This window comes from Sphingomonas sp. BLCC-B65 (assembly GCF_028550675.1).
Taxonomy (GTDB): domain Bacteria; phylum Actinomycetota; class Actinomycetes; order Actinomycetales; family Microbacteriaceae; genus Microbacterium.
In genome coordinates, this window is record NZ_JAQQGL010000001.1 from 506325 (window position 1) to 527718 (window position 21394).

At 68.8% G+C, this 21394-nt stretch carries 20 protein-coding genes; 5 read left to right on the forward strand and 15 right to left on the reverse strand.

Translation table 11 applies throughout. The features are described 5' to 3' along the window. Positions 1 to 4: 4 nt before the first annotated feature. From rsfS to rplU, 9 genes are all read right to left on the reverse strand, one after another. Positions 5 to 382: a ribosome silencing factor gene (rsfS, locus tag PP359_RS02465; protein WP_036320905.1), complete on the reverse strand. Its 378-nt coding sequence runs from the start codon at positions 380 to 382 to the stop codon at positions 5 to 7. Next, on the reverse strand, positions 379 to 1293 hold the full coding sequence (locus tag PP359_RS02470; RefSeq protein WP_499249840.1) for a hypothetical protein: 915 nt from the start codon (positions 1291 to 1293) through the stop codon (positions 379 to 381). The genes rsfS and PP359_RS02470 overlap by 4 nt, the downstream gene beginning before the upstream one ends. Beyond that, on the reverse strand, positions 1290 to 1892 hold the full coding sequence (gene nadD, locus PP359_RS02475; protein WP_499249841.1) for a nicotinate-nucleotide adenylyltransferase: 603 nt from the start codon (positions 1890 to 1892) through the stop codon (positions 1290 to 1292). The genes PP359_RS02470 and nadD overlap by 4 nt, the downstream gene beginning before the upstream one ends. A gap of 9 nt (positions 1893 to 1901) precedes the next feature. Then, complete coding sequence (locus PP359_RS02480) at positions 1902 to 2129, reverse strand: hypothetical protein (protein ID WP_039416779.1); 228 nt, start codon at positions 2127 to 2129, stop codon at positions 1902 to 1904. A gap of 40 nt (positions 2130 to 2169) precedes the next feature. Next, positions 2170 to 3441 (reverse strand): glutamate-5-semialdehyde dehydrogenase, encoded by a 1272-nt coding sequence (locus PP359_RS02485; protein WP_499249842.1) that lies wholly within the window; start codon positions 3439 to 3441, stop codon positions 2170 to 2172. A 49-nt stretch (positions 3442 to 3490) separates the two neighbouring features. After that, the gene (proB, locus tag PP359_RS02490) at positions 3491 to 4324 is read right to left on the reverse strand and encodes a glutamate 5-kinase (RefSeq protein WP_036318567.1); all 834 of its coding nucleotides are present in this window, start codon (positions 4322 to 4324) and stop codon (positions 3491 to 3493) included. Then, positions 4321 to 5841 (reverse strand): GTPase ObgE, encoded by a 1521-nt coding sequence (obgE, locus tag PP359_RS02495; protein WP_499249843.1) that lies wholly within the window; start codon positions 5839 to 5841, stop codon positions 4321 to 4323. The genes proB and obgE overlap by 4 nt, the downstream gene beginning before the upstream one ends. Positions 5842 to 5949: 108 nt before the next feature. Further along, positions 5950 to 6207, reverse strand: a complete 258-nt coding sequence (gene rpmA / locus PP359_RS02500) for a 50S ribosomal protein L27 (RefSeq protein WP_023950785.1) — start codon at positions 6205 to 6207, stop codon at positions 5950 to 5952. Positions 6208 to 6225: 18 nt separating this feature from the next. Next, complete coding sequence (gene rplU / locus PP359_RS02505; RefSeq protein WP_005053490.1) at positions 6226 to 6534, reverse strand: 50S ribosomal protein L21; 309 nt, start codon at positions 6532 to 6534, stop codon at positions 6226 to 6228. 192 nt (positions 6535 to 6726) lie between these two features. Between rplU and PP359_RS02510 the strand changes: the two genes are divergently transcribed. Beyond that, positions 6727 to 6999 carry a DUF4031 domain-containing protein gene (locus tag PP359_RS02510; protein ID WP_036318562.1) on the forward strand — a complete coding sequence of 91 codons (273 nt, stop codon included), beginning with the start codon at positions 6727 to 6729 and terminating at the stop codon, positions 6997 to 6999. Positions 7000 to 7023: 24 nt separating this feature from the next. On the opposite strand, the gene PP359_RS02515 is transcribed toward PP359_RS02510, so the two are convergent. After that, a complete protein-coding gene (locus PP359_RS02515; protein ID WP_499249844.1) occupies positions 7024 to 9507 on the reverse strand; it encodes an Rne/Rng family ribonuclease in 2484 nt (827 codons plus the stop codon). A gap of 306 nt (positions 9508 to 9813) precedes the next feature. Here PP359_RS02515 and PP359_RS02520 point away from each other — a divergent pair, with 306 nt between their 5' ends. Beyond that, entirely contained in the window at positions 9814 to 10428 is a 615-nt protein-coding gene (locus tag PP359_RS02520) for a vitamin K epoxide reductase family protein (protein WP_039416789.1), read from the forward strand. 87 nt (positions 10429 to 10515) lie between these two features. Here PP359_RS02520 and ndk read toward each other — a convergent pair whose 3' ends face one another. The 4 genes from ndk to ileS are packed head-to-tail and all read right to left on the reverse strand — an operon-like array spanning position 10516 to position 16094. After that, a complete protein-coding gene (gene ndk / locus PP359_RS02525; RefSeq protein WP_005053482.1) occupies positions 10516 to 10929 on the reverse strand; it encodes a nucleoside-diphosphate kinase in 414 nt (137 codons plus the stop codon). 1 nt (position 10930) lies between these two features. After that, positions 10931 to 11329 (reverse strand): DUF4233 domain-containing protein, encoded by a 399-nt coding sequence (locus PP359_RS02530; protein ID WP_244295658.1) that lies wholly within the window; start codon positions 11327 to 11329, stop codon positions 10931 to 10933. Next, a complete protein-coding gene (locus PP359_RS02535) occupies positions 11326 to 12678 on the reverse strand; it encodes a bifunctional folylpolyglutamate synthase/dihydrofolate synthase (protein ID WP_347417335.1) in 1353 nt (450 codons plus the stop codon). The genes PP359_RS02530 and PP359_RS02535 overlap by 4 nt, the downstream gene beginning before the upstream one ends. Further along, entirely contained in the window at positions 12675 to 16094 is a 3420-nt protein-coding gene (ileS, locus tag PP359_RS02540) for an isoleucine--tRNA ligase (RefSeq protein ID WP_499249845.1), read from the reverse strand. The genes PP359_RS02535 and ileS overlap by 4 nt, the downstream gene beginning before the upstream one ends. 243 nt (positions 16095 to 16337) lie before the next feature. Between ileS and PP359_RS02545 the strand changes: the two genes are divergently transcribed. Together PP359_RS02545 and PP359_RS02550 are read left to right on the forward strand one after the other, a co-directional pair. Continuing rightward, positions 16338 to 17015, forward strand: coding sequence for a pentapeptide repeat-containing protein (locus PP359_RS02545; protein ID WP_499249846.1), 678 nt, complete (start codon positions 16338 to 16340; stop codon positions 17013 to 17015). Beyond that, positions 17012 to 17581 carry a GNAT family N-acetyltransferase gene (locus PP359_RS02550; RefSeq protein ID WP_499249847.1) on the forward strand — a complete coding sequence of 190 codons (570 nt, stop codon included), beginning with the start codon at positions 17012 to 17014 and terminating at the stop codon, positions 17579 to 17581. Before PP359_RS02545 ends, PP359_RS02550 begins: the two co-directional genes overlap by 4 nt. Before the next feature lie 137 nt (positions 17582 to 17718). On the opposite strand, the gene PP359_RS02555 is transcribed toward PP359_RS02550, so the two are convergent. Next, on the reverse strand, positions 17719 to 18546 hold the full coding sequence (locus PP359_RS02555) for an endonuclease domain-containing protein (protein ID WP_499249848.1): 828 nt from the start codon (positions 18544 to 18546) through the stop codon (positions 17719 to 17721). A gap of 264 nt (positions 18547 to 18810) precedes the next feature. Here PP359_RS02555 and valS point away from each other — a divergent pair, with 264 nt between their 5' ends. After that, positions 18811 to 21393: a valine--tRNA ligase gene (valS, locus tag PP359_RS02560; RefSeq protein ID WP_135949180.1), complete on the forward strand. Its 2583-nt coding sequence runs from the start codon at positions 18811 to 18813 to the stop codon at positions 21391 to 21393. Position 21394 lies beyond the last annotated feature (1 nt).

The window sequence follows — 21394 nt, forward strand, 5'->3', positions numbered from 1 at the left end:
CGACTCAGTCCGCGACGGCGGGTGCGGGCACCTCGATCGGGATGATCGGGCAGTCCTTCCACAGCCGCTCGAGTCCGTAGAAGACGCGCTCCTGCTCGTGGAAGACGTGGACGACGAGGTCGCCGAAGTCGAGGAGCACCCACCGCGACTCCTGGCGGCCTTCGCGGCGAAGACGCTTGACACCGTTCTCGAGCATCGCCTCCTCGATCGCGTCAGCGATGGCGGCCACGTTGCGCTCGCTGGATCCGGTGGCGAGGAGGAAGGCGTCCACCAGCGGCAGAGGCTCGGAGACGTCGAAGGCGAGCAGGTCCTCGGCGCCCTTGCTCTCGGCGGCCGCCGCGGCGACGTTCACGAGGGTGCGGGTGGTGTCGGCGGCGGTCATCGGAATGCTCCTGTCACGAGGGCCACGATCAGCACGCCGGTCAAGGCCAGCGCCAGCGCCCCCGCGGTGATGACGAGGGCCAGCATCAGCCGGCTCCCCTTCTCGGGCGCGGGCGGTTTGATGATGTCTTCGGCACTCTTGATCGTGCTGATCGCGGAACTGGCCGCGATCGGGGTGGGTGAAGAGGAGGCGGGCAGCTCGCCGTCGACGAGGACGGCGTCCGTCTCCTTGTTGTCGGTGCGACCCGGCATGGTGCCGGTCGACCCGAACGACTCGGGAAGCGAGAACGTCCCGGTGATGAGGACTTCTCCGGTGCCCGTGATCGGCGAGACGAGCGCACCGGTCTCCGGTGTCTGCGACAGGATCAGCGCATTGGGCGCCGACAGTGCCCCTGTGGCGGTGCTGCCGCGCGTCAAGAGCTGATCGAAGGATGCCGGGAGGTCGATCTCCACGCTCTCGCCGGCAAGGAGACCAGAACCGAACGTCGGCGCGACCACGGGACGTTCCTCGTCCTGAGCGGGCTCGGGGGCGTTCTCCGCCATGGCATCCGCCGCGGCGACGTCTTCTGGGCGGGCCTCGGAACCTGCCTCGGAACTGGTCGCGGCGGGGGCTGGTGTCTCGTCGGCGACCGGCACCGAAGCCGTCCGCAGCCGCTCTTGGCGGCGCGCGGCGCGGCGCGTGAACGACGGCGCTTCGACGTCGACATCCGCCGCCGCGGGCGGTGCGGCGGCCACCTCGACGGGTTCGGCCGCGCGCGGCAGCGGCGCGACGACGGGAGGTGTCGGTTCGGCGGGCTGAGTCGCCTTCTCGGCATCCGCGGGGGTGATCACCGGCGTCGAGGCGGTGTTGCGCATCTCGCGCAACTGACGGCGGGTCAGCTGGGGAGTATCGGGCTGGTCGGGTGTGCTCATGCCTCGCTCCGGTAAAGGTGGTGCTTCGCAATGTATTGGACGACGCCGTCGGGCACGAGGTACCACACCGGGTGGCCTCGGTTCACCCGCTCACGGCAGTCGGTGGACGAGATCGCCAGGGCGGGGATCTCGAGTCTGCTGACGACGTCCTCGGGAAGGCCCTCGGTGGACAGGACATGTCCCGGCCGGGACACCGCCACGAAGTGGGCCAGGTCCCAGAGGTCATCGTGGTCGCGCCATCCGAGGATCTGGGCGATCGCATCGGCTCCCGTGATGAAGAAGAGCTCCGCGTCGGGACGTGTGCTCTTCAGATCGCGCAAGGTGTCGATGGCGTAGGTGGGGCCGCCGCGGTCGATGTCCACGCGGCTGACGGTGAACTGCGGATTGGATGCCGTCGCGATGACGGTCATCAGATACCGATGTTCACCGGCGGTGACCTTCTCCTTGTCTTTCTGCCACGGCATTCCTGTCGGGACGAAGATCACCTCGTCGAGCTCGAACGACTGCGCGACCTCGCTCGCCGCCACGAGGTGTCCGTGGTGGATCGGGTCGAAGGTCCCACCCATGACCCCGATGCGGGGGGCGCGTACCGAGGTCATGCCGACGTCCTAGTGGTGGCCGTGTCCCACCTGCGCCTGGTCGACGGGGTGCGCCTTGGCGTATGCCTCGGCCTTGTGCGAGTGACGGTTCGCCACGTTGCGGTAGGACACCGTGACCAGTCCCAGCGCCAGGAACACGATGAACGCGATCAGGCCGAAGATGAACGTCTGGGCCTGGACGTTGCCGTGAGGCTCTGCCTGCGCCGCAGCGAGGGCGAGGGTCGTGGCGAGGGTCATTCGGACTCCTTCGAAAGTCGGGTCTGTCCAGTTTAGGCCGTCAGATACGGATCTGCCCGGACCCACGCGCCAGCCACTTGGTGCTGGTGAGCTCGGGAAGGCCCATCGGCCCTCGGGCGTGCAGCTTCTGTGTCGAAATCCCGACTTCGGCGCCGAAGCCGAACTCGCCGCCGTCGGTGAAGCGCGTCGACGCGTTCGCCATCACCACGGCGGAGTCGACTTCGGCGAGGAACCGCTCTGCTCGGGCCTCATCCGTCGTCACGATCGATTCCGTGTGATGGGTCGAGTAGCGACGGATATGGGCCAGTGCCTCGTCGAGGTCGTCCACGACGCGCATCGAGAGGTCGAGGCTCATGTGCTCGGTCGACCAATCGGCGTCCGTCGCTGCCACGGCGTCCACGACGAGTTCGCGCACGGTCTCGTCGCCGTGGATGGTGACGCCGGCATCCTGCAGCGCGGCGGCCACCGGAGGCACCAGCCGCTCGGCAGCGTCACGCAGGACGAGAACCGTCTCCACTGCGTTGCAGACGCTCGGCCGCTGGGCCTTGGCGTTCACGACGATCTGCTCGGCCCATTCGAGCGGAGCCGACGAGTCCAGGACGATGTGGACCACACCGGCACCGGTCTCGATCACCGGGACGGCTGACTGCGTGACGACGGTCTCGATGAGCTGCGCGCTGCCACGCGGGACCAGCACGTCCACGAGGCCGCGTGCCTGCATCAGAGCGTGCGCGCCCTCGCGGCCGAAGTCGTCGACGGTCTGAATCGCTTCGGGGTCGATCCCCTGGCCCGCCAACGCATCGCGCATGGCGGAAACGAGTGCGGCGTTCGTCGCCTGCGCCGCCGTGCCACCGCGCAGGACGACGGCGTTGCCGGAACGCAGCGCCAACGCCGCGATGTCCACGGTGACGTTCGGGCGGGCCTCGTAGATCGACCCGACGACGCCGAACGGCACCGAGACCTTCTGCAGGCGCACACCGTTGCTCAGCGCGCGCTCGTCCAGCACGCGGCCGACCGGGTCTGGCAGCTCGGCGACGTCGCGCACGGCAGCGGCGAGGGCCGCGACCCGCACGCGATCGAGGCGAAGGCGGTCGAGGAGGCCGTCGGACAGGCCGTCGCGCTGTCCGCGCTCGAGATCGACGGTGTTCGCCGAGACGATGTCGTCGGTGGCTGCCTCGATCGCGTCCGCGATCGCGCGCAGCGCCTCGGCCTTCTGCGCATCGGTCAGCAGTCCCACGCCGCGTGCCGCCTCGTGCGCACGTTCGATGCGGTGGCGTGCGGCGGTGGGCGCGTCGACGGAGACGGTGGTCATCCGCTCATTCTACCGAGCGGTGCCCCGGCCTCCGACGTGGGCGGCGGGGTCAGACGGAGCTCACCGTGGGCAACGGCGTGGTGCCCACGCGCGGCGGCGTTTCGGGGTTCGGAGCAAACCAGGTGCCGATGTCGTCGCCCGACAGTGCCTGCTCGACGAGGTCGGCACTGGTGACGAGCACGCCGATGCCGGATGCCGCGGCCAGGCGTGCCGCGGATGCCTTGGTGGCCGCTCCCCCGGTGCCGACGCTGTTGACGACGACCGATCCGAACTCGAAGCGACTCAGGTCGTCGCCGTAGGGCACCGTGTGGATCGCTTCGGCGCCGGGCTCGGACGGCGGACGGGTGTACAGCGATGCGATGTCGCTGAGAAGGATGAGCGCATCGGCCCCGATCAGCTCGGCCACGAGGGCGGCGAGGCGATCGTTGTCGCCGAAGCGGATCTCGTGCGTCGCGACGGTGTCGTTCTCGTTGACGATGGGCAGAACGCCCAGACCCAGCAGCCGATCCACTGCGCGGCGGGCATTGGCGCGGTGTGCGGCGTTCTCGAGGTCACCGGCCGTCAGCAGCACTTGGCCGGCGAGAAGCCCGTATCGCTCCAGCGTGGTCTGATAGCGCCACATGAGCACGTTCTGACCGACCGCGGCCGCCGCCTGCTGGGTCGCGAGATCGGAGGGCCGGCCGTCGAGGTTGAGCAGGGGCAGCGCCGTGGCGATCGCGCCGGAGGAGACCAGCACGACCTGCGTGCCGCGGGCGTGTGCGGCCGCGAGTGCGTCGACGATCGATTCGATGCGGTGATGGTTATCGCCGCTGATGGAAGAGGAGCCCACCTTCACGACGACGCGACGCGCCCCCGCGATGCCGGACCGATCGTGCACGCTCACGCTTGCTCGTCATCCTCTCCGTCGAAGGAGAAGTCCGGCACCCCGAGGCGCTCGGCCTCGAGTTCCGCCCGGGCTTCCGCCTTGGCGTCCATCCGCTCGTGGTAGCGCTCGCGTCGCTGTGATGTGGTGCGGCGCGGGTTCAGGTCGAGGCGGGGGTCGGTGCCGCGCGGAGCCGTCATCAGTTCGGCGGCCGACGAGAGCGACGGATGCCAGTCGAACACGATGCCGTCGCCCGGCCCGATCACGACCGTCGAGCCCGCGACCGCTCCCACGCGGAACAGCTCATCTTCCACGCCCAGCTTTTCGAGGCGATCTGCGAGGAAGCCGACCGCTTCTTCGTTCTGGAAATCTGTCTGCTGTACCCATCGCAGCGGCTTGTCGCCGAGGATGCGATAGACGTTTCCGTAGGTCCCGCCCTCGACGCGGATCTCGAAGTCCTTCTGCGCGCCCTTGGGGCGGATCACGATGCGCTCCGCTGCGGGAGACTCGGCCACCTGCACACGATGCTGCGCGATGATGTCGCCCAGCGCGAACGTCAGCTGCCGCAGACCCTCGTGGCTGACCGTCGAGATCTCGAACACCCGGTAGCCGCGCTCTTCCAGATCGGGGCGCACCAAGTCGGCGAGATCCTTGGCCTCGGGCACGTCGACCTTGTTCAGAGCCACGAGCTGCGGGCGATCGAGCAGCGGCGTCTGTCCTTCGGGAACCGGGTAGTTCGCGAGTTCCTCGCGGATCACGTCGAGATCGCTCAGCGGGTCACGACCGGGTTCCAGGGTCGCGCAGTCGAGGACGTGCACGAGTGCGGTGCAGCGCTCGACATGGCGCAGGAACTCCAGTCCCAGCCCCTTGCCCTCGCTCGCGCCCTCGATGAGTCCGGGTACGTCGGCCACGGTGAAGCGCGTGTCGCCGGCCTGCACGACGCCCAGGTTCGGATGCAGCGTCGTGAACGGGTAGTCGGCGATCTTGGGGCGTGCCGCGGAGATCGCCGCGATGAGGCTGGACTTGCCGGCGGAGGGGAAGCCGACGAGGGCGACATCGGCGACCGTCTTCAACTCGAGGAGGACGTCACCCTCCCACCCGGGCGTACCGAGCAGTGCGAAGCCGGGCGCTTTGCGCTTGGGGTTCGCAAGAGCGGCATTGCCGAGCCCGCCCTGACCGCCGGGGGCGACGACGAAGCGGGTACCGGGGACGACGAGATCCGCGAGCGTCTGCCCCTCGGCATCCTTCACCACCGTGCCGACCGGAACGGCGAGCTCGACACTCTCCCCCGCGGCGCCGGAGCGGTTGTCACCCATGCCGAAACCGCCGTTTCCGGCAGCGCGGTGCGGCGAGTGGTGGTACGACAGCAACGTCGTCACCTGCGGGTCGGCGACGAGGACGATATCGCCGCCGTGTCCCCCGTTGCCACCATCGGGACCGGCGAGCGGCTTGAACTTCTCGCGGCGCACGGACACACAGCCGTTGCCGCCCTTGCCGGCGCGCAGATGGAGCGTCACTCGATCGACGAAGGTCACCATGTCGGTCTCCTGACGGGGAAGGTGGGAAAGGGGAAAAGGGGATCTAACGAAGGAGGGGCGAGCCGAAGCCCGCCCCTCACCTCATGATGTTCGTGGTCGAACGCGCGGTCACTCCGCGGCGGCGACGATGTTGACGACCTTCCGGCCGCCCTTGGTGCCGAACTCGACCGCACCGGCGGCGAGGGCGAACAGCGTGTCGTCTCCGCCGCGACCGACGTTGGCGCCCGGGTGGAAGTGCGTTCCGCGCTGGCGAACGAGGATCTCGCCCGCGTTGACGGCCTGGCCGCCGAAACGCTTCACGCCCAGTCGCTGGGCGTTGGAGTCACGACCGTTACGGGTAGAGCTTGCGCCCTTCTTGTGTGCCATCTCGTGTGCCTCTTCCGCTTACTTGATGCCGGTGATCTTGACGCGCGTGAGGTCCTGACGGTGGCCCTGGCGCTTCTTGTAGCCGGTCTTGTTCTTGAACTTCTGGATCACGATCTTCGGGCCGCGCTCCTCGCCGAGGACCTCGGCGGTCACGGTCACCTTCGCGAGCTTGTCGGCGTCGGTCGTCACGGCGTCACCATCGACGAGCAGCACCGCGGGCAGCTCGAGCTTGTCGCCGATCTTGGCCTGCTGACGGTCGAGGACGACGATCGTGCCGACCTCCACCTTCTCCTGACGGCCACCGGCGCGCACAACTGCGTAAACCACTTCACACCTGTTTTTCTTCTGCGGAGCCAACGGCCCCGGCTGTCTTCATGGGACGAGTACGTCCCCTGAGGGTGTACCCAAATATCCAGTGCGGAGGCGAAACTCGACGCACCAAGGGTCTACTTTACCGGATGCCGAGGCCATCGGCAAAAGCGAAGCGAGGCGTGTCGCGCGTCGACCTAGACTGCGGGGATGGCGATCCTCATCGATGACCCGCGCTGGCCCGCCCACGGGCGGATGTGGGCGCATCTGGTCAGCGACAGCGACCTCGATGAACTGCACGCCTTCGCCGCCGCGAACGGCATCCCTCGGCGCGGATTCGATCGCGACCACTACGACGTCCCGGAAGACGCGCTGCCGCGTCTGATCGCTGCCGGAGCCGAGCACGTCAGCGGCCGCGAACTCGTCAAACGCCTGATCGCCTCGGGTCTGCGCATCACCGCGCGCGAGCGTCGCGAGGGCTGAGAGCGCCCCCGCGACGCGCGAACGTCACTCCGCAGCGGATTCGGCGCTCGGCGTCGCCGCGACCGGGGTGCCGGTCAGCGCCGCGGTGGTCACGCGACGACGTCCCCGCCCCTGGCCGGGCGCCTTCGGCTCCGGCAGAGCGCTCAGAACCGAGTCGAGAAGGATCTCCTTCTCACTCCGCTCGGTGGACGACGAGCGAGGAGCCGACTCGCGCTTCTTGCGCGGGCGCTTCGCGCGCTCGGGCGCGACCTCCGGCTGGACGTCGGGCAGCGTCACCTCGGCGACCTCGGAGGCTTCCTGTGCATCCTCGGTTGCGGTGTGGATGGTGGACGCCGCGATCTGGGCGAGCGCCGACTTCGCGCTCTCGGTGATCACGTGCGTCCCCCCACTCACGGAGCCGTTGCCGGCGGAGGTGGCGGGCGAGGAGTTCTGGCGCGACCGACGTCCGCCGTTCGATGCGGGCGCCGGCGCACCGCGGTGCTTGACGACCGGGTCGTGGTGCACGATCACGCCACGGCCCGCGCAGACTTCGCACGCCTCGCTGAAGGTCTCGAGCAGTCCCAGTCCCAGCTTCTTGCGGGTCATCTGCACGAGGCCGAGCGAGGTCACCTCGGCGACCTGATGCTTGGTGCGATCGCGGCTGAGGCACTCGACGAGGCGTCGCAGCACGAGATCGCGGTTGGACTCGAGCACCATGTCGATGAAGTCGACGACGATGATGCCGCCGATGTCGCGCAGGCGGAGCTGGCGGACGATCTCCTCGGCGGCCTCGAGGTTGTTCTTGGTGACCGTCTCCTCCAGGTTGCCGCCGGAGCCGACGAACTTGCCGGTGTTGACGTCGACCACCGTCATGGCCTCCGTGCGATCGATGACGAGCGAGCCGCCCGACGGCAGCCAGACCTTCCGGTCCAGCGCCTTCTCGATCTGCTCCGTCACGCGGAAGCGGTCGAACGGGTCCTGGTCGTCTTCGTACTTCTCCACGCGCTCGAGAAGGTCCGGCGCGACGCCGGCCAGATAGGCCGTGATCGTCTGGTAAGCGTCCTCGCCCTGGATGAGCATCTTGGAGAAGTCTTCGTTGAAGACATCGCGGACGATCTTCACGAGCAGGTCGGGCTCGGAGTGAAGGAGCGCAGGGGCGCCGATCTTCTCGACCTGCGACGAGATGTGCTCCCACTGTGCGGTGAGCCGCTGCACATCGCGCGTCAGCTGCTCTTCCGTGGCGCCCTCTGCGGCCGTGCGCACGATGACGCCGCTGGATTCCGGCAGCACCTCCTTGAGGATGCGCTTGAGGCGCGCGCGCTCGGTGTCGGGGAGCTTTCGCGAGATGCCGTTCATGGCGCCGCCCGGCACGTACACGAGGTAACGGCCCGGCAGCGAGATCTGACTCGTCAGGCGCGCGCCCTTGTGGCCGACGGGGTCCTTCGTGACCTGGACGAGAACGCGGTCGCCGCTCTTGAGCGCCAGCTCGATTCGCCGCGGCTGGTTGCCCGTCTCCACGGCATCCCAGTCGACCTCTCCGGAGTAGAGCACGGCGTTGCGGCCCCGGCCGATGTCGACGAAGGCCGCCTCCATGCTCGGCAGGACGTTCTGCACGCGGCCGAGATAGACGTTGCCGATGAGCGAGGACTCCTGGCTGCGAGCGACGTAATGCTCGACCAGCACGTTGTCTTCGAGAACCGCGATCTGGATGCGACCGTTCTTCGAGCGCACGATCATGTCGCGGTCCACGGCCTCGCGGCGGGCGAGGAACTCGGCCTCCGTGACGACGGTGCGGCGGCGTCCGGCCTCGCGGCCGTCGCGGCGACGCTGCTTCTTGGCCTCGAGGCGCGTCGATCCCTTGATTCGCTGCGGCTCGGTGATCAACTCCACGGCGCGCCGGCGAGGCTGGCTCTGCTCTCGCGGGGCGTCATCATCGTTGGCCGACGATCCGCCGCCACGTCGACGGTTGCGCCGGCGCGCGCTCGTGCCCGACTCGGACGCGCCCTCGTCGCGATCGTCTCGGGGATCCAGGCGGACGCCGGGACGCGCGGGAAGCGGCACGATGGTCGGAGCGTAGAAGACCAGCTTCGTGGAGACGGCGGAGACGAAGTCCGCGGGCAGAAGTCCGAGGCTCACGGCCGTGACGGCCTCTTCCGTCTCGGGCTCGGCGGTGTCGGCCGCGCCGGCCTCTTCCGTCTCGGGCTCGGCGGTGTCGGCCGCGCCGGCCTCTTCCGTCTCGGGCTCGGCGGTGTCGGCCGCGACGGCCTCTTCCGTCTCGGGCTCGGCGGTGTCGGTGGCGGTGCTGTCCGCGGTGGCGGTCTCGACGCTCGGGTCCTCCGCGACCGGCTGCACATCCGCAGCCTGCTCGGGCGTCACCGGCGCCGTCGACTCGGGCTCCGCCTCGGCGCCGGTCTCGGCGTCAGGCGTGTCTGCGTCCGTCGACGCGACGTCGCCTTCGGAGACGAGAAGCGGCGGGGTCAGGACCTCGTCGGCAGGGGCTGTGGACTGATCGTTGTTCTCATCGGCCATCTCTGGCTTACTCCTCGCCGCCGGCTCCGCGTGCCGTCGGGTGAACTCTGGCGGCGTCACCCGATGCTGGGGAACCGCATACTCACTCGGTCTGCAGCCTCACCCGCTCGTCGGCGGGACTCGTGCTGCCAAGGGCGTTCATCGCCCGAAGTCTTCGGTGATGCGGGGTGCGGCGCGGCCGCAATGCATCGGCGTCCATTATCGCATCATCCGGCGAAGATTGAGCAGAGCGACGCTCGGAGCATCATCCGGCCCTCGCCCGACCTCTCAGCGAGGACCATGCGTGTGGATGCGATAATCGCCAGCATGTCCGCGCAGACCGTCGATGCACGCCCCAAGATCCTCGCCATCTGGCTCGTGATCGCCGGGGTGATCGGCTGGATCGCGGCGTTCGCCCTGACGTTGGAGAAGTTCGACAAAGCCGCCGGATCGACCGCACCGGCCTCGTGCGACTTCAGTGTCGTCGTGCAATGCAGCGCGAACCTCGACTCCGCCCAGGGGAGCGTCTTCGGCTTCCCCAATCCCATCCTGGGCCTCACCGGGTGGATGGCGCCGATCGTGGTGGGGATGGCTGTTCTCGCCGGAGCGCGTTTTGCTCGGTGGTTCTGGATCACCTTCTTCGCCGGCATCACCTTCGCCTTCGGCTTCGTGATCTGGCTGATCACGCAGAGCATCTTCTTCCTCGGAACTCTCTGCCCGTGGTGCATGGTCACGTGGATCGTCACGATCCCGACCTTCTACGCCGTGGCCGTCCATCTGTTGCGCTCGGGCGTGGTCTCCTCGCAGCCGCGCGTGCGCGCCGTCGGTGCGGCGCTGGCCGCATGGGTTCCGCTCATGGCATTCGTGTCGTACGGGGTCGTCCTCCTCCTGGCGCAGCTGCGCCTGGACGCCGTCCCGCAGCTGCTCGACGTCATCTTCTGAGACTCCGCGTCGCCGGCGCCCGGCGCTCGAACGGCCGGTGCCCTCCCGTCTCAGGGACGGAAGGGCACCGGATCGCGCAGGGTGGGATCAGAACCAGATCGCCAGTTCACGTGCGGCCGACTCGGGGCTGTCGCTGCCGTGGACGAGGTTCTGCTGAACCTTCAGGCCCCAGTCTCGGCCGAAGTCTCCTCGGATCGTGCCGGGTGCCGCGGTCGTGGGATCGGTCGTGCCGGCGAGTGAACGGAAGCCCTCGATAACGCGGTTGCCGGCGAGACGGATCGCAACAGACGGCCCTGAGAGCATGAACTCGAGAAGCGGCTCGTAGAAGGGCTTCCCCGCGTGCTCGGCGTAGTGCTGCTCGAGGACGTCACGGTCGGGCTCGACCAGCTTGATGTCGACCAGGGCGTAGCCTTTGGCCTCGATGCGCGCGAGGATCGCTCCGGTCAGGCCGCGCGCCACGCCGTCGGGCTTGACGAGGACGAGGGTCTCTTCGGTGGGCATTTCAGTCTCCGTTCGTGACGTGCGGGGAAGCGCCTGCGCGGACCGCGTTGCGGCGGTCGAGCGCTCTGCCCTTGATGGTCGCATACGCGTACATGCCCCCGAAAATCACTCCGACGAGGACGAGTGCGGGCACGATCAGTCCGCCGAGCACGACGACGACCTGCCAGAGCCAGCCGAGCAGGATGCCCACACGTGAGCGGGTCAGGCCGGTGGTGATGACCATGAGTGCCGCGAGGACGGAGCCGCCGACGATCCCCCACCATGAGGGGATGCCGTCGGGAAGCGCGTTCAGGCCATAGATCGCCAGGCCGCCGAGGAAGACGATGATCGACTCGAATCCGAGCACGACCTGCGCGAGCGACTCTTCCGCGCCGCGCGCGCGTCGCACGCGCCCGCTCACGCGCTCCACCCCGCCTTCCAGTCACCGTCGGCAGCGAGTTGCAGGGCCTCGCCCGCCAGCACGACGCTGCCCGCGATGACGACCGCGCGTCGGTTCGAGCTCGCCGCCCATTCACGGGCGGCTTCGGCCGCGTCGGAGAGGTCGCGGTGCACGGTGACGGGAACTCCCGCAGCTTCGACCAGGTCGGCCAGCGCGTCGGGGTCGGCTGCCCGATCGGAGTCCGGCGCCGTCACGAACACCTGGGTCGCCGCCGGGGCGAGAGCGGCCACGATCCCCGCCGTGTCCTTGTCGGCGAAGGCACCCAGAACGACGCCCCATTCGTCGAAGTCGAACGAGTCGCCCAGTGCGGCCACGAGGGCGCGTGCGCCGTGCGGGTTGTGCGCGCTGTCGATGAGCACGGTGGGCGCGACCCCGATCAGCTGGAGGCGTCCGGGCGAGGTCACCTGTGCGAGGCCGTCGGTGAGCACGTCGGGTGCGATGGGCTGCGTTCCGGCGCCGATGAGCGACTCGACGGCCGCGATCGCCAGGGCGGCGTTGTGACCCTGGTGGGCGCCATAGAGGGGCAGGTAGAGATCGTCGTATGTCGCCGCGAGGCCACGCACGCTCAGCTGCTGGCCCCCGACGGCGAGGGCCTGGCTCGTCAGACCGAAGGCGGTTCCCTCCACGGCGAGGGACGCGCCCCGTGCAGCCGCGGCCGCGGTGAGGACGCTCAGGGCCGATGGCTGCTGCTGCGCCGACACCGCGGAGGCACCGGTCTTGATGATTCCGGCCTTGACGGCGGCGATCTCGGCGATCGTGTGGCCGAGCTTGTCGGCGTGGTCGAGATCGATCGGTGCGATCACTGCGACGTCCCCGTCGGCCGTATTCGTCGAGTCCCAGCTTCCGCCCATCCCGACCTCGATGACCGCGACGTCCACCGGGGCGTCGGCGAATGCCACGAAGGCGAGTACCGTGAGCAGCTCGAAGAAGGTGAGAGCTGCATCGCCGGATGCCGCGAGCTCGGCATCGACGAGGTCGACGATCGGGGCGATCTCGTCCCAGGCGTCGGCGATGAGGCCGTCGTCGATCGGTTCCCCGTCGATCATGATCCGCTCGGTGAAGCGTTCGAGGTGAGGACTCGTGAACAGCCCCGTGCGCAACCCGTGGGCGCGCACGATCGATTCGATGATGCGGCTGGTCGAGGTCTTCCCGTTCGTCCCGGTCACATGCACGACGCGATACGTCCGCTGCGGGTCGTCGAGCAGTTCCAGCACGCGGCGGGTGCGTTCGACGCGGGGCTGCACCCATTGCTCGCCCTGGCGGGTCAACAGGGCGCGGTAGACGGCGTCGGCGCGCTGGCGGTCGTTCACGAGGACGCTCCGATCCGGGTCACGGCAACGGTGACGTCGCCGGTGTTGGCGTACGTGCCGGCGGCGACCACCGCCGTGTGATCGGCGTCGATCGTCTCGGCGGCAGCCAACACCGATCCCTCCCCGACGAGCGCGGTGCCCTCGGGTGAGACGACCGCGTAGTCGAGGGCGAGTGTCTCGCCCGCGACGTCCGCGGTGGCGAAGGCGGCCGCGACGGCCGCGGCATCCTCCGATGCGGAGAACAGCAGCTGCAGGCGGATGCGGTCGCTCACGTCGAAGCCGGCGGCCTTGCGGGTGTCCTGCACGGCGCGGATGATGTCGCGCGCGAGACCCTCCGCTTCGAGCTCGGGCGTCGTGGTGGTGTCGAGCAGGACGAAGCCGCCTTGGCGGTCTCCCGCACCCGTCAGCACCGCGAGCGCCTCGCCGTCGGGGCGTCCGGCGGTCTCGAGCACGAGGTCGTACTCCCCCGGCTCCAGGGCGATCCCGCCGACGACGACAGAGCCGTCGGCGTCCGTCCACTCCCCTGCGCGGGCGGCGGCGATCACCTGCTGCACCTGCTTGCCCAGGCGGGGACCGGCGGCGCGGGCGTTGACCGACAGGCGGTGCGTGATGCCGTAGTCGACCGCCGTGCTCGCCTCGAGCTCGACGAGCTCGACGGCCTTCACGTTGAGCTCGTCGCGCAGAATGTCCTCGAACTGTGCGAGCGCCTCGGCGTCCGGCACCACGACCGTGAGCCGCGGCAGGGGCAGGCGCACGCGCTTGCCCTCCTTCTTGCGGAGGGCGTTCGCGACGCTCGAGACCTCACGGACGGCGTCCATCGCGGTGCGGATGTCGGATGCCGTCGGGAACGCGCCGGCGTCGGGCCAGTCCTCCAGGTGCACGCTGCGACCACCGGTCAGGCCCTGCCACACGCGGTCGGAGATCAGCGGGATCAGCGGCGCGGCGACGCGCGTCAACGTCTCGAGCACCGTGTAGAGCGTGTCGAACGCTTCGGTGGATGCCGGGTCGTCGGTCACCCCCACCCAGAAGCGGTCGCGCGATCGGCGGACGTACCAGTTGGTCAGCGCCTCGGCGAAGTCGCGGAGCGTGGCCGCGGCGGTCGTCGAATCCAGCTGCTCCAGGTCGGCGGCGACGCCGCGCACGAGGTCTCCGGTCAGCGCGAGGATGTAGCGGTCGAGCACGTTCGTCGAGTCGGTGCGCCACGTCGCCTGGTAGCCCCCGGGGGCGGCGGCGTTGGCGTACGTCGCGAAGAAGTACCACGTGTTCCACAGCGGCAGCAGGAACTCGCGCACTCCGGCGCGGATCCCCTCCTCGGTGACGATGAGGTTGCCGCCGCGAAGCACCGAGGACGCCATGAGGAACCACCGCATGGCGTCGGAGCCGTCGCGGTCGAACACCTCGCTGACATCCGGATAGTTGCGCAGCGACTTGCTCATCTTCTGCCCGTCGCTTCCGAGCACGATGCCGTGGCAGGCGACACCCGTGAAGGCGGGCCGGTCGAACAGGGCACCGGACAGGACGTGCATGACGTAGAACCAGCCGCGCGTCTGGCCGATGTACTCCACGATGAAGTCGGCCGGCGCGTGCTCGTCGAACCACTCCCGGTTCTCGAACGGGTAGTGCACCTGGGCATACGGCATCGACCCCGAGTCGAACCAGACGTCGAAGACGTCCTCGATGCGCCGCATCGTGCTCGCTCCCGTCGGATCGTCCGGGTTCGGGCGCGTCAGCTCGTCGATGAAGGGACGGTGCAGATCGACGTCGCCGGCGGCATTGCGCGGGAGCCGGCCGAAGTCGCGCTCCAGGTCGGCGAGCGACCCGTACACATCCACGCGCGGGTACTCCGGGTTGTCACTGCGCCAGACCGGGATCGGCGAGCCCCAGAAGCGGTTGCGGCTGATGGACCAGTCGCGGGCGCCTTCGAGCCACTTGCCGAACTGGCCGTGCTTGACGTTCTCCGGCGCCCAGGTGATCTGTTCGTTCAGTTCGATCAGACGGTCCTTGATCGCCGTGACGCGGACGAACCAGCTGGAGACGGCCTTGTAGATCAGAGGGTTGCGGCAGCGCCAGCAGTGCGGATACGAGTGCTCGTAAGACGCCTCGCGCAGCAGGCGGCCCTCGGCGCGCAGCAGGCGGATGAGCGGGCGGTTGGCGTCCATCCACAGTTCGCCCGCGACATCGCCGACCTGCGGGAGAAAGCGCCCGCCGTCGTCGAGGCTCATGATCAGCGGGATGCCGGCCGCCTCGGTGATCCGCTGGTCGTCCTCACCGAACGCCGGTGCCTGGTGCACGATGCCAGTGCCGTCGGTCGTGCTGACGTAATCGTCGACGAGGATGCGCCAGGCCGACGAGGTTCCCCACACCTCGGCATCCGCGTAATAGTCGAAGAGTCGGTCGTAATGCACGTCCGCGAGCTCGCTGCCGAGAATGGTCCGTTCCACGGCTTCGGCCGCCTCGGCCGCGTTCTCGTATCCGAGATCCTTCGCATAACCGCCGAGCAGATCGGAAGCGAGCAGGTAGCGATGTGCCGCCGCGCCCTCGTCGTCGCCGGATGCCGGGACATCCGCCGCTCCGTTCGGCCCACCGGGCACGACGACGTACTCGATGTCGGGACCGACCGCGAGGGCGAGGTTGGTCGGCAGCGTCCAGGGCGTGGTCGTCCACGCGAGGGCGCGGACACCGGTGAGCCCCAGGCTCTCCGCCTTCACGCCGACGAGCGGGAACGTGACGGTGACCGAGGGGTCCTGCCGCATCTTGTAGACGTCGTCGTCCATGCGCAGCTCGTGGTTCGACAAAGGAGTCTCATCCCGCCAGCAGTAGGGCAGCACGCGGTGCCCCTCGTAGGCGAGGCCCTTGTCCCAGAGCTCCTTGAACGCCCACAGCACCGACTCCATGTAGCCGGTGTCGAGGGTCTTGTACCCGCGTTCGAAGTCGACCCATCGGGCCTGTCGAGTGACGTAGTCCTCCCACTGCTGGGTGTACTCGAGCACCGACTCGCGGGCCTTCGCGTTGAAGGAAGCGATCCCCATCTGCTCGATCTCGCGCTTCTCGGTGATGCCGAGCTGTTTCATGGCCTCCAGCTCCGCCGGAAGTCCGTGCGTGTCCCAGCCGAAGACGCGGTCGACCTTCTTGCCCCGCATCGTCTGGAAGCGCGGGAAGAGGTCCTTCGCGTATCCGGTCAGCAGGTGTCCGTAGTGCGGCAGACCGTTGGCGAACGGCGGGCCGTCGTAGAAGACCCACTCCTCGGCGCCGTCGCGCTGCGCGATCGAGGCGCGGAACGTGTCGTCGCGCGTCCAGAAGTCGAGCACGTCGCGCTCGATGGCGGGAAAGCGGGGGCTCGGAGACACGTCGGCGGCGGGACCGAAAGCGCTCGTGACGCCGGCGGCGGGGTTCGTCGAGGGACGGGGGTAGCTCATGTCACTCCAGCAGGTGCTCGTGCATCGGATTCGTGCAGTCTTCCTGCGAGGACGATCGTGCGACCGCGGTACCACCCCGCTTGCCGACACCCATCGTCGGCCACTCATGCGACGGCTGTGACGGGCCTGCCCCGCGCGGTTCTAGTGACCCCGGGGGTTCCCTGGGCGTTCTTCCGCGAGCTCCCCGGTGATGGCCGGATCGGTGCTGATCAGACCATCATACCGGGCGCGTAGGCTCGAGGGATGGCTGCCCGCTCCTCCGGTTCTCTCGGCCCCCGGCCTCCGCGAATCAGCGCCCCCGACGTTCCCACCGACCTCGACGCGGTCAGCGCGCTGCGCAGCCGGGTCGACCTGCTCGGCGTTCTCGTTGACGGCGTGGGCGGCGAGGTGGATGCCGCGCACTGCCGTCTCGTCGAGTCTCGGGTGGATGCGGCTTCCGGACCGGCCGCCGGTCACGTCGACGCCACGGGTGCCACGTTCGTCGACGTCGCGGTCGACCAGCTCCGCGCGATGGCACTGGTCGCGCGTGACGGGAGCTGGCGCAATGTCGAGCTGACCGGCGGGCGCATCGCGACGCTCGACGGGCTGCGGGTGCGCTGGGACAGCGTCGTGGTGCGCGGCGCGCACATCGACTACCTCTCGCTGCCGTCCGCCGAGCTCACCGACGTGCTCTTCGTCGACTGCAGCTTCGGCTCGATCGATCTGCCTGAGGCGCGACTCGCGCGGGTCGCCTTCGAGGGATGCCGCGCCGACGAGGTCGACACGCGTGGAATGCGAGGCGACGATGTGGATCTGCGCGGGCTCGAAGCGCTGGCATTCACCGATGTTCGTGCGCTCACCGGTGCCTGGCTCCAGCCCCGACAGGCTGAGCTTCACGCCCCCGCGTTCGCGCAGGCTCTCGGCATCCGGATCGTCGCGTGAACATCGAGACGGCGCGGCTGCGGCTGCGCGAGATGACCGACGAGGATCTGCCGGACCTGCGCGCGATCCTCCACGACCCGGAGGCGATGACGGCGTACAACGGCGCGTTCAGCGATGCGGAATCGTCGGCGTGGCTGCGTCGCATGCAGCAGCGGTACCGGGACGACGGTTTCGGGCTGTGGGCGGTCGTGCACAGCGGGACGGGCAGGATGATCGGGCAGTGCGGCATCACGCGGCAGCAGATCGATGACGACGAGATCGTCGAGGTCGGCTACCTGTTCCAGCGCGCTCACTGGGGTCACGGGTACGCCGTGGAGGCCGCCGCCGGGTGTCGTGACTGGGCGTTCTCGACGCTGGGGATCGACGAGCTGTACGCGAAGATCCGCTCGACGAACGTGGCCTCGATGAACGTCGCGATCCGACTCGGCATGACGGTGCGCCGCACCTTCACCACCCACTACCGCGGCGTCGACATGCCACACCTCGCCTTCGCCGTCGACCGTGACGCGTGGGCCCGCCGCGCCGGCTCGCCGTCGATCGGTTCGCGAGGAGAGGCCGCGAACTGAGGAGCGGATGCGGTCGCCATCTCCTCGGCATCCGCCATCTCCTCGGCATCCGCCATCTCCTCGGCATCCGCCATCTCCTCGGCATCCGCCGTCTCCTCGGCATCCGCCGCGTGGCCTGGCCCCGGTCGTGATGCCTCTCACCGCTCGAGGTGCAGCCCCTGCGCGACGGCGCGCATGATCAGGGCCTGCACTTCGTGCCAGCGGTGGACGACCTGGCTGTAGCCGACGCGGATGACGTGATAGCCGAGAAGCATGAGTTCGGCGTCATGCGCGATGTCGCTCGTGCGTTGCGCGCCGACGTGCGTGGCGCCGTCGATCTGGATGACCAGGCGCGCTCCGATCAAGAAGTCGACACGGTGGCCCGCGATCCACACCTGCGGCACGATCGGCACACCGAGCCAGCCCAGACGCGACACGAAGATCGTCTCCAACCCCGAACCCGAATAGGGGCTCGCACGCTCCCGAAGCCGGCGGGCTGCGCCGTGAAACGGCAGGCGGTGCAGCTCTTCCAGGCGGACGAGCTTCTTGTCGAGGGCGGACTCCCACACGATCAGTGCCTCCTCGAAGGCGAGGCACTGAGCGACCAGCGCCAGCACGTTCTCGATCTCGTCGACGAGGGCGTCGGGATGCCGCGGAACGATCGGCTCCGCCCAGTGCACGTGCGCCCGCGCGGCGCGGACCCCACCCGAGCGCGGTGGTGCGGCGACGTGGGGTCGCTGGCTGCGGTCGAGCACCCAGAGACCGAGCCTCTCGGCCTGGGTCACACACGAAACGACGACTCCCGCGCGGGCCGCAGCCACGAGGTGCGGATCGGCGTCGGGGACGGCCACCCAGCCCTTTCGGGGTCGCTGCAACCGTTGCAGGTCGACCGCTGCCCGCACACTGCGCTCGTTCCATCCGCGCTCGCGCAGTCGGCGCACGCGCACGATCCCGCCGGCACCGCGCACCTCGTCTTCGATCGACACGGGATCAGGGTCGCTGTTCTGCCGGTGCCGTGGTCGGAGATCTCCGTCCTGTGGATGTCGCGGGCGATCCGCGCGGGCTGGGGAGGAAGAGGCGGTGCGCCGGATGCCGAGGAGATGTCGCGAACTGAGGAGCGAGTGCGGCCGGGGACTCCTCGGCATTCGCCAGCTCCTCGGAACTTAGCGGCGCGAGCCGGGTAGACTGTGGGGCACATTCCACACTCAGGCACGCTCACACAGTGCCGCACATATCGCTCGAGGAGACCCATGTCCGACGCGCAGATTCCCGACAAGCCCGCCCTGGAAGGCCTCGAGAAGAAGTGGGATGCCGCGTGGAGTGCGGCGGGAACCTACTTGTTCGATCGCGACGCCGCGAAGGCGAAGGGACGCGCGGGTGTGTTCTCGGTCGACACGCCCCCGCCGACCGCGTCGGGTTCGCTGCACATCGGCCACGTCTTCAGCTACACCCACACCGACGTGAAGGTGCGCTTCGAGCGGATGCGGGGCAAGACGGTGTTCTACCCCATGGGATGGGATGACAACGGGTTGCCCACCGAGCGTCGCGTGCAGAACTTCTACGGAGTGCGCTGCGACACGTCATTGTCGTACGACCCCTCTTTCACTCCCCCGTTCCGCGGCGACGCGAAGAGCTTGAAGCCCGCCGATCAGGTGCCCATCAGCCGCCGCAACTTCATCGAGTTGTGCGAGGAGCTGACGCTCGAAGACGAGAAGGCGTTCGAGGCTGTCTTCCGTCAGCTCGGACTTTCGGTCGACTGGACGCAGACGTACCGCACGATCTCCGACGACACCATCCGAACGAGCCAGCTCGCGTTCCTGCGCAACCTCCAGCGCGGCGAGGCCTACCAAGCGCTCGCCCCGACCCTGTGGGACATCGATTTCCGCTCCGCCATCGCCCAGGCCGAGCTCGAGGATCGCGAGCAGCAGGCCTCCTACCATCGTCTCGCCTTCCACAAGAGCGACGGCTCGGGCGACATCCACATCGAGACGACCCGTCCCGAGCTGCTCGCGGCCTGCGTGGCTGTCGTGGCCAATCCCGGCGATGAGCGGTACCAGCCGTACTTCGGCCAGACGGTGCGTACTCCGGTCTTCGGCGTGGAGGTGCCCGTTCTCGCGCATCCCCTCGCCCAGCAGGACAAGGGGTCGGGCATCGCGATGGTGTGTACGTTCGGCGATGTCACCGACATCGTCTGGTGGCGTGAGCTCGACCTGCCCAACCGCACGATCCTCGGTCAGGACGGTCGCATCCTGCCCGACGCCCCCGAAGCTCTGACGACGGCGTCCGCGAAGGCCGCCTATGCCGAGTTGGCCGGGCTCACGGTCTTCAGTGCCAAGAAGAAGATGGTCGAACTGCTCGAGGCATCGGGTGAGCTGCTGCAGGTGTCGAAGCCGTTCAGTCACCCGGTGAAGTTCTACGAGAAGGGCGACCGTGCGCTGGAGATCGTCTCGACGCGCCAGTGGTACCTGCGCAACGGCGCCCGCGACGAGGCGTTCCGCGAGAAGCTCATCGCACTCGGTCAGGGCATGCAGTGGCATCCGGACTTCATGCGCGTGCGCTACGAGAACTGGACCAACGGCCTCACCGGTGACTGGCTCATCAGCCGTCAGCGCTTCTTCGGTGTGCCCATCCCTGTCTGGTACCCGCTCGACGAGAACGGCGAGAGGATCGACGGCGCTGTGATCACGGCGGATGCCGCGTCGCTGCCGGTGGATCCGACGACCGACGCGGCCCCCGGGTATGACGAGTCGCAGCGGGGCGTGCCCGGCGGCTTCGAGGGAGAGAAGGACATCTTCGACACGTGGGCGACGTCTTCGCTGACTCCCCAGCTGGCCGGCGGGTGGCAGCGCGACGACGAGCTCTGGAATGTCGTCGCACCGTTCGACTTGCGTCCGCAGGGACAGGACATCATCCGCACGTGGCTGTTCTCGACGATGGTGCGTTCGGCTCTCGAGGACGATCGGGCTCCGTGGTCGGATGCCGCCATCAGCGGCTTCATCGTCGATCCCGACCGCAAGAAGATGTCGAAGTCCAAGGGCAACGTGGTCACGCCTGCCGACATCCTCGACCAGCACGGCACCGACGCGGTGCGCTACTGGGCCGCGTCCAGCCGTCTGGGCGCCGACGCGGCCTTCGATCCCCAGAACCCGACCCAGGTGAAGATCGGGCGACGACTGGCGATCAAGGTGCTCAACGCCGCCAAGTTCGTGCTGTCGTTCCCGGTTCCCGCGGGTGCCGAAGTGACGCACGCCTTGGACGCCGCGATGCTCGCGACCCTGGACCGCGTCGTGCGCGACGCGACGGCCGCCTTCGAGGCGTACGACCACGCACGCGCCCTGGAGATCACCGAGGCGTTCTTCTGGACCTTCTGCGACGACTATCTCGAACTGGTCAAGGAGCGCGCCTACAACCAGACCGACGTCGGTCAGGCTTCTGCCGCCCTGGCGCTGCGCACGGCGCTGTCGACGTTGCTGCGTCTCCTCGCCCCCGTGCTCGCGTTCGCGACGGAGGAAGCCTGGTCATGGTTCGAGGACGGCTCGGTGCACACCGCGTCCTGGCCTGAGCCTGTCGACGGCGGCGCACCCGGTGACCCGGGCGTGCTCGCGGCGGCCAGCGCTGCGCTCATCGGCATCCGCCGTGCCAAGACCGAGGCCAAGGCGTCTCAGAAGACGCCGGTGGCGCGCCTCGTGCTCGGGGGTGACGACGTGACCATCGCCGCCCTCCGTCTCGCGGAGGGCGACCTCAAGGCTGTCGGGCGCATCGCCGAGCTGGAGCTGGTCGGTGGCGGGGAAGGCCTGGTCGTGCAGGCCGTCGAGCTCGCTCCGGAGGCGTGAG

Bases quoted from the DNA above. Each gene is read 5' to 3' on its own strand.
- rsfS (WP_036320905.1), bottom strand. From the start codon at position 382: ATGACCGCCGCCGACACCACCCGCACCCTCGTGAACGTCGCCGCGGCG.
- PP359_RS02470 (WP_499249840.1), bottom strand. From the start codon at position 1,293: ATGAGCACACCCGACCAGCCCGATACTCCCCAGCTGACCCGCCGTCAG.
- nadD (WP_499249841.1), bottom strand. From the start codon at position 1,892: ATGACCTCGGTACGCGCCCCCCGCATCGGGGTCATGGGTGGGACCTTC.
- PP359_RS02480 (WP_039416779.1), bottom strand. From the start codon at position 2,129: ATGACCCTCGCCACGACCCTCGCCCTCGCTGCGGCGCAGGCAGAGCCT.
- PP359_RS02485 (WP_499249842.1), bottom strand. From the start codon at position 3,441: ATGACCACCGTCTCCGTCGACGCGCCCACCGCCGCACGCCACCGCATC.
- obgE (WP_499249843.1), bottom strand. From the start codon at position 5,841: ATGGTGACCTTCGTCGATCGAGTGACGCTCCATCTGCGCGCCGGCAAG.
- rpmA (WP_023950785.1), bottom strand. From the start codon at position 6,207: ATGGCACACAAGAAGGGCGCAAGCTCTACCCGTAACGGTCGTGACTCC.
- PP359_RS02510 (WP_036318562.1), top strand. From the start codon at position 6,727: ATGGCGATCCTCATCGATGACCCGCGCTGGCCCGCCCACGGGCGGATG.
- PP359_RS02515 (WP_499249844.1), bottom strand. From the start codon at position 9,507: ATGGCCGATGAGAACAACGATCAGTCCACAGCCCCTGCCGACGAGGTC.
- PP359_RS02520 (WP_039416789.1), top strand. From the start codon at position 9,814: ATGTCCGCGCAGACCGTCGATGCACGCCCCAAGATCCTCGCCATCTGG.
- ndk (WP_005053482.1), bottom strand. From the start codon at position 10,929: ATGCCCACCGAAGAGACCCTCGTCCTCGTCAAGCCCGACGGCGTGGCG.
- ileS (WP_499249845.1), bottom strand. From the start codon at position 16,094: ATGAGCTACCCCCGTCCCTCGACGAACCCCGCCGCCGGCGTCACGAGC.
- PP359_RS02545 (WP_499249846.1), top strand. From the start codon at position 16,338: ATGGCTGCCCGCTCCTCCGGTTCTCTCGGCCCCCGGCCTCCGCGAATC.
- valS (WP_135949180.1), top strand. From the start codon at position 18,811: ATGTCCGACGCGCAGATTCCCGACAAGCCCGCCCTGGAAGGCCTCGAG.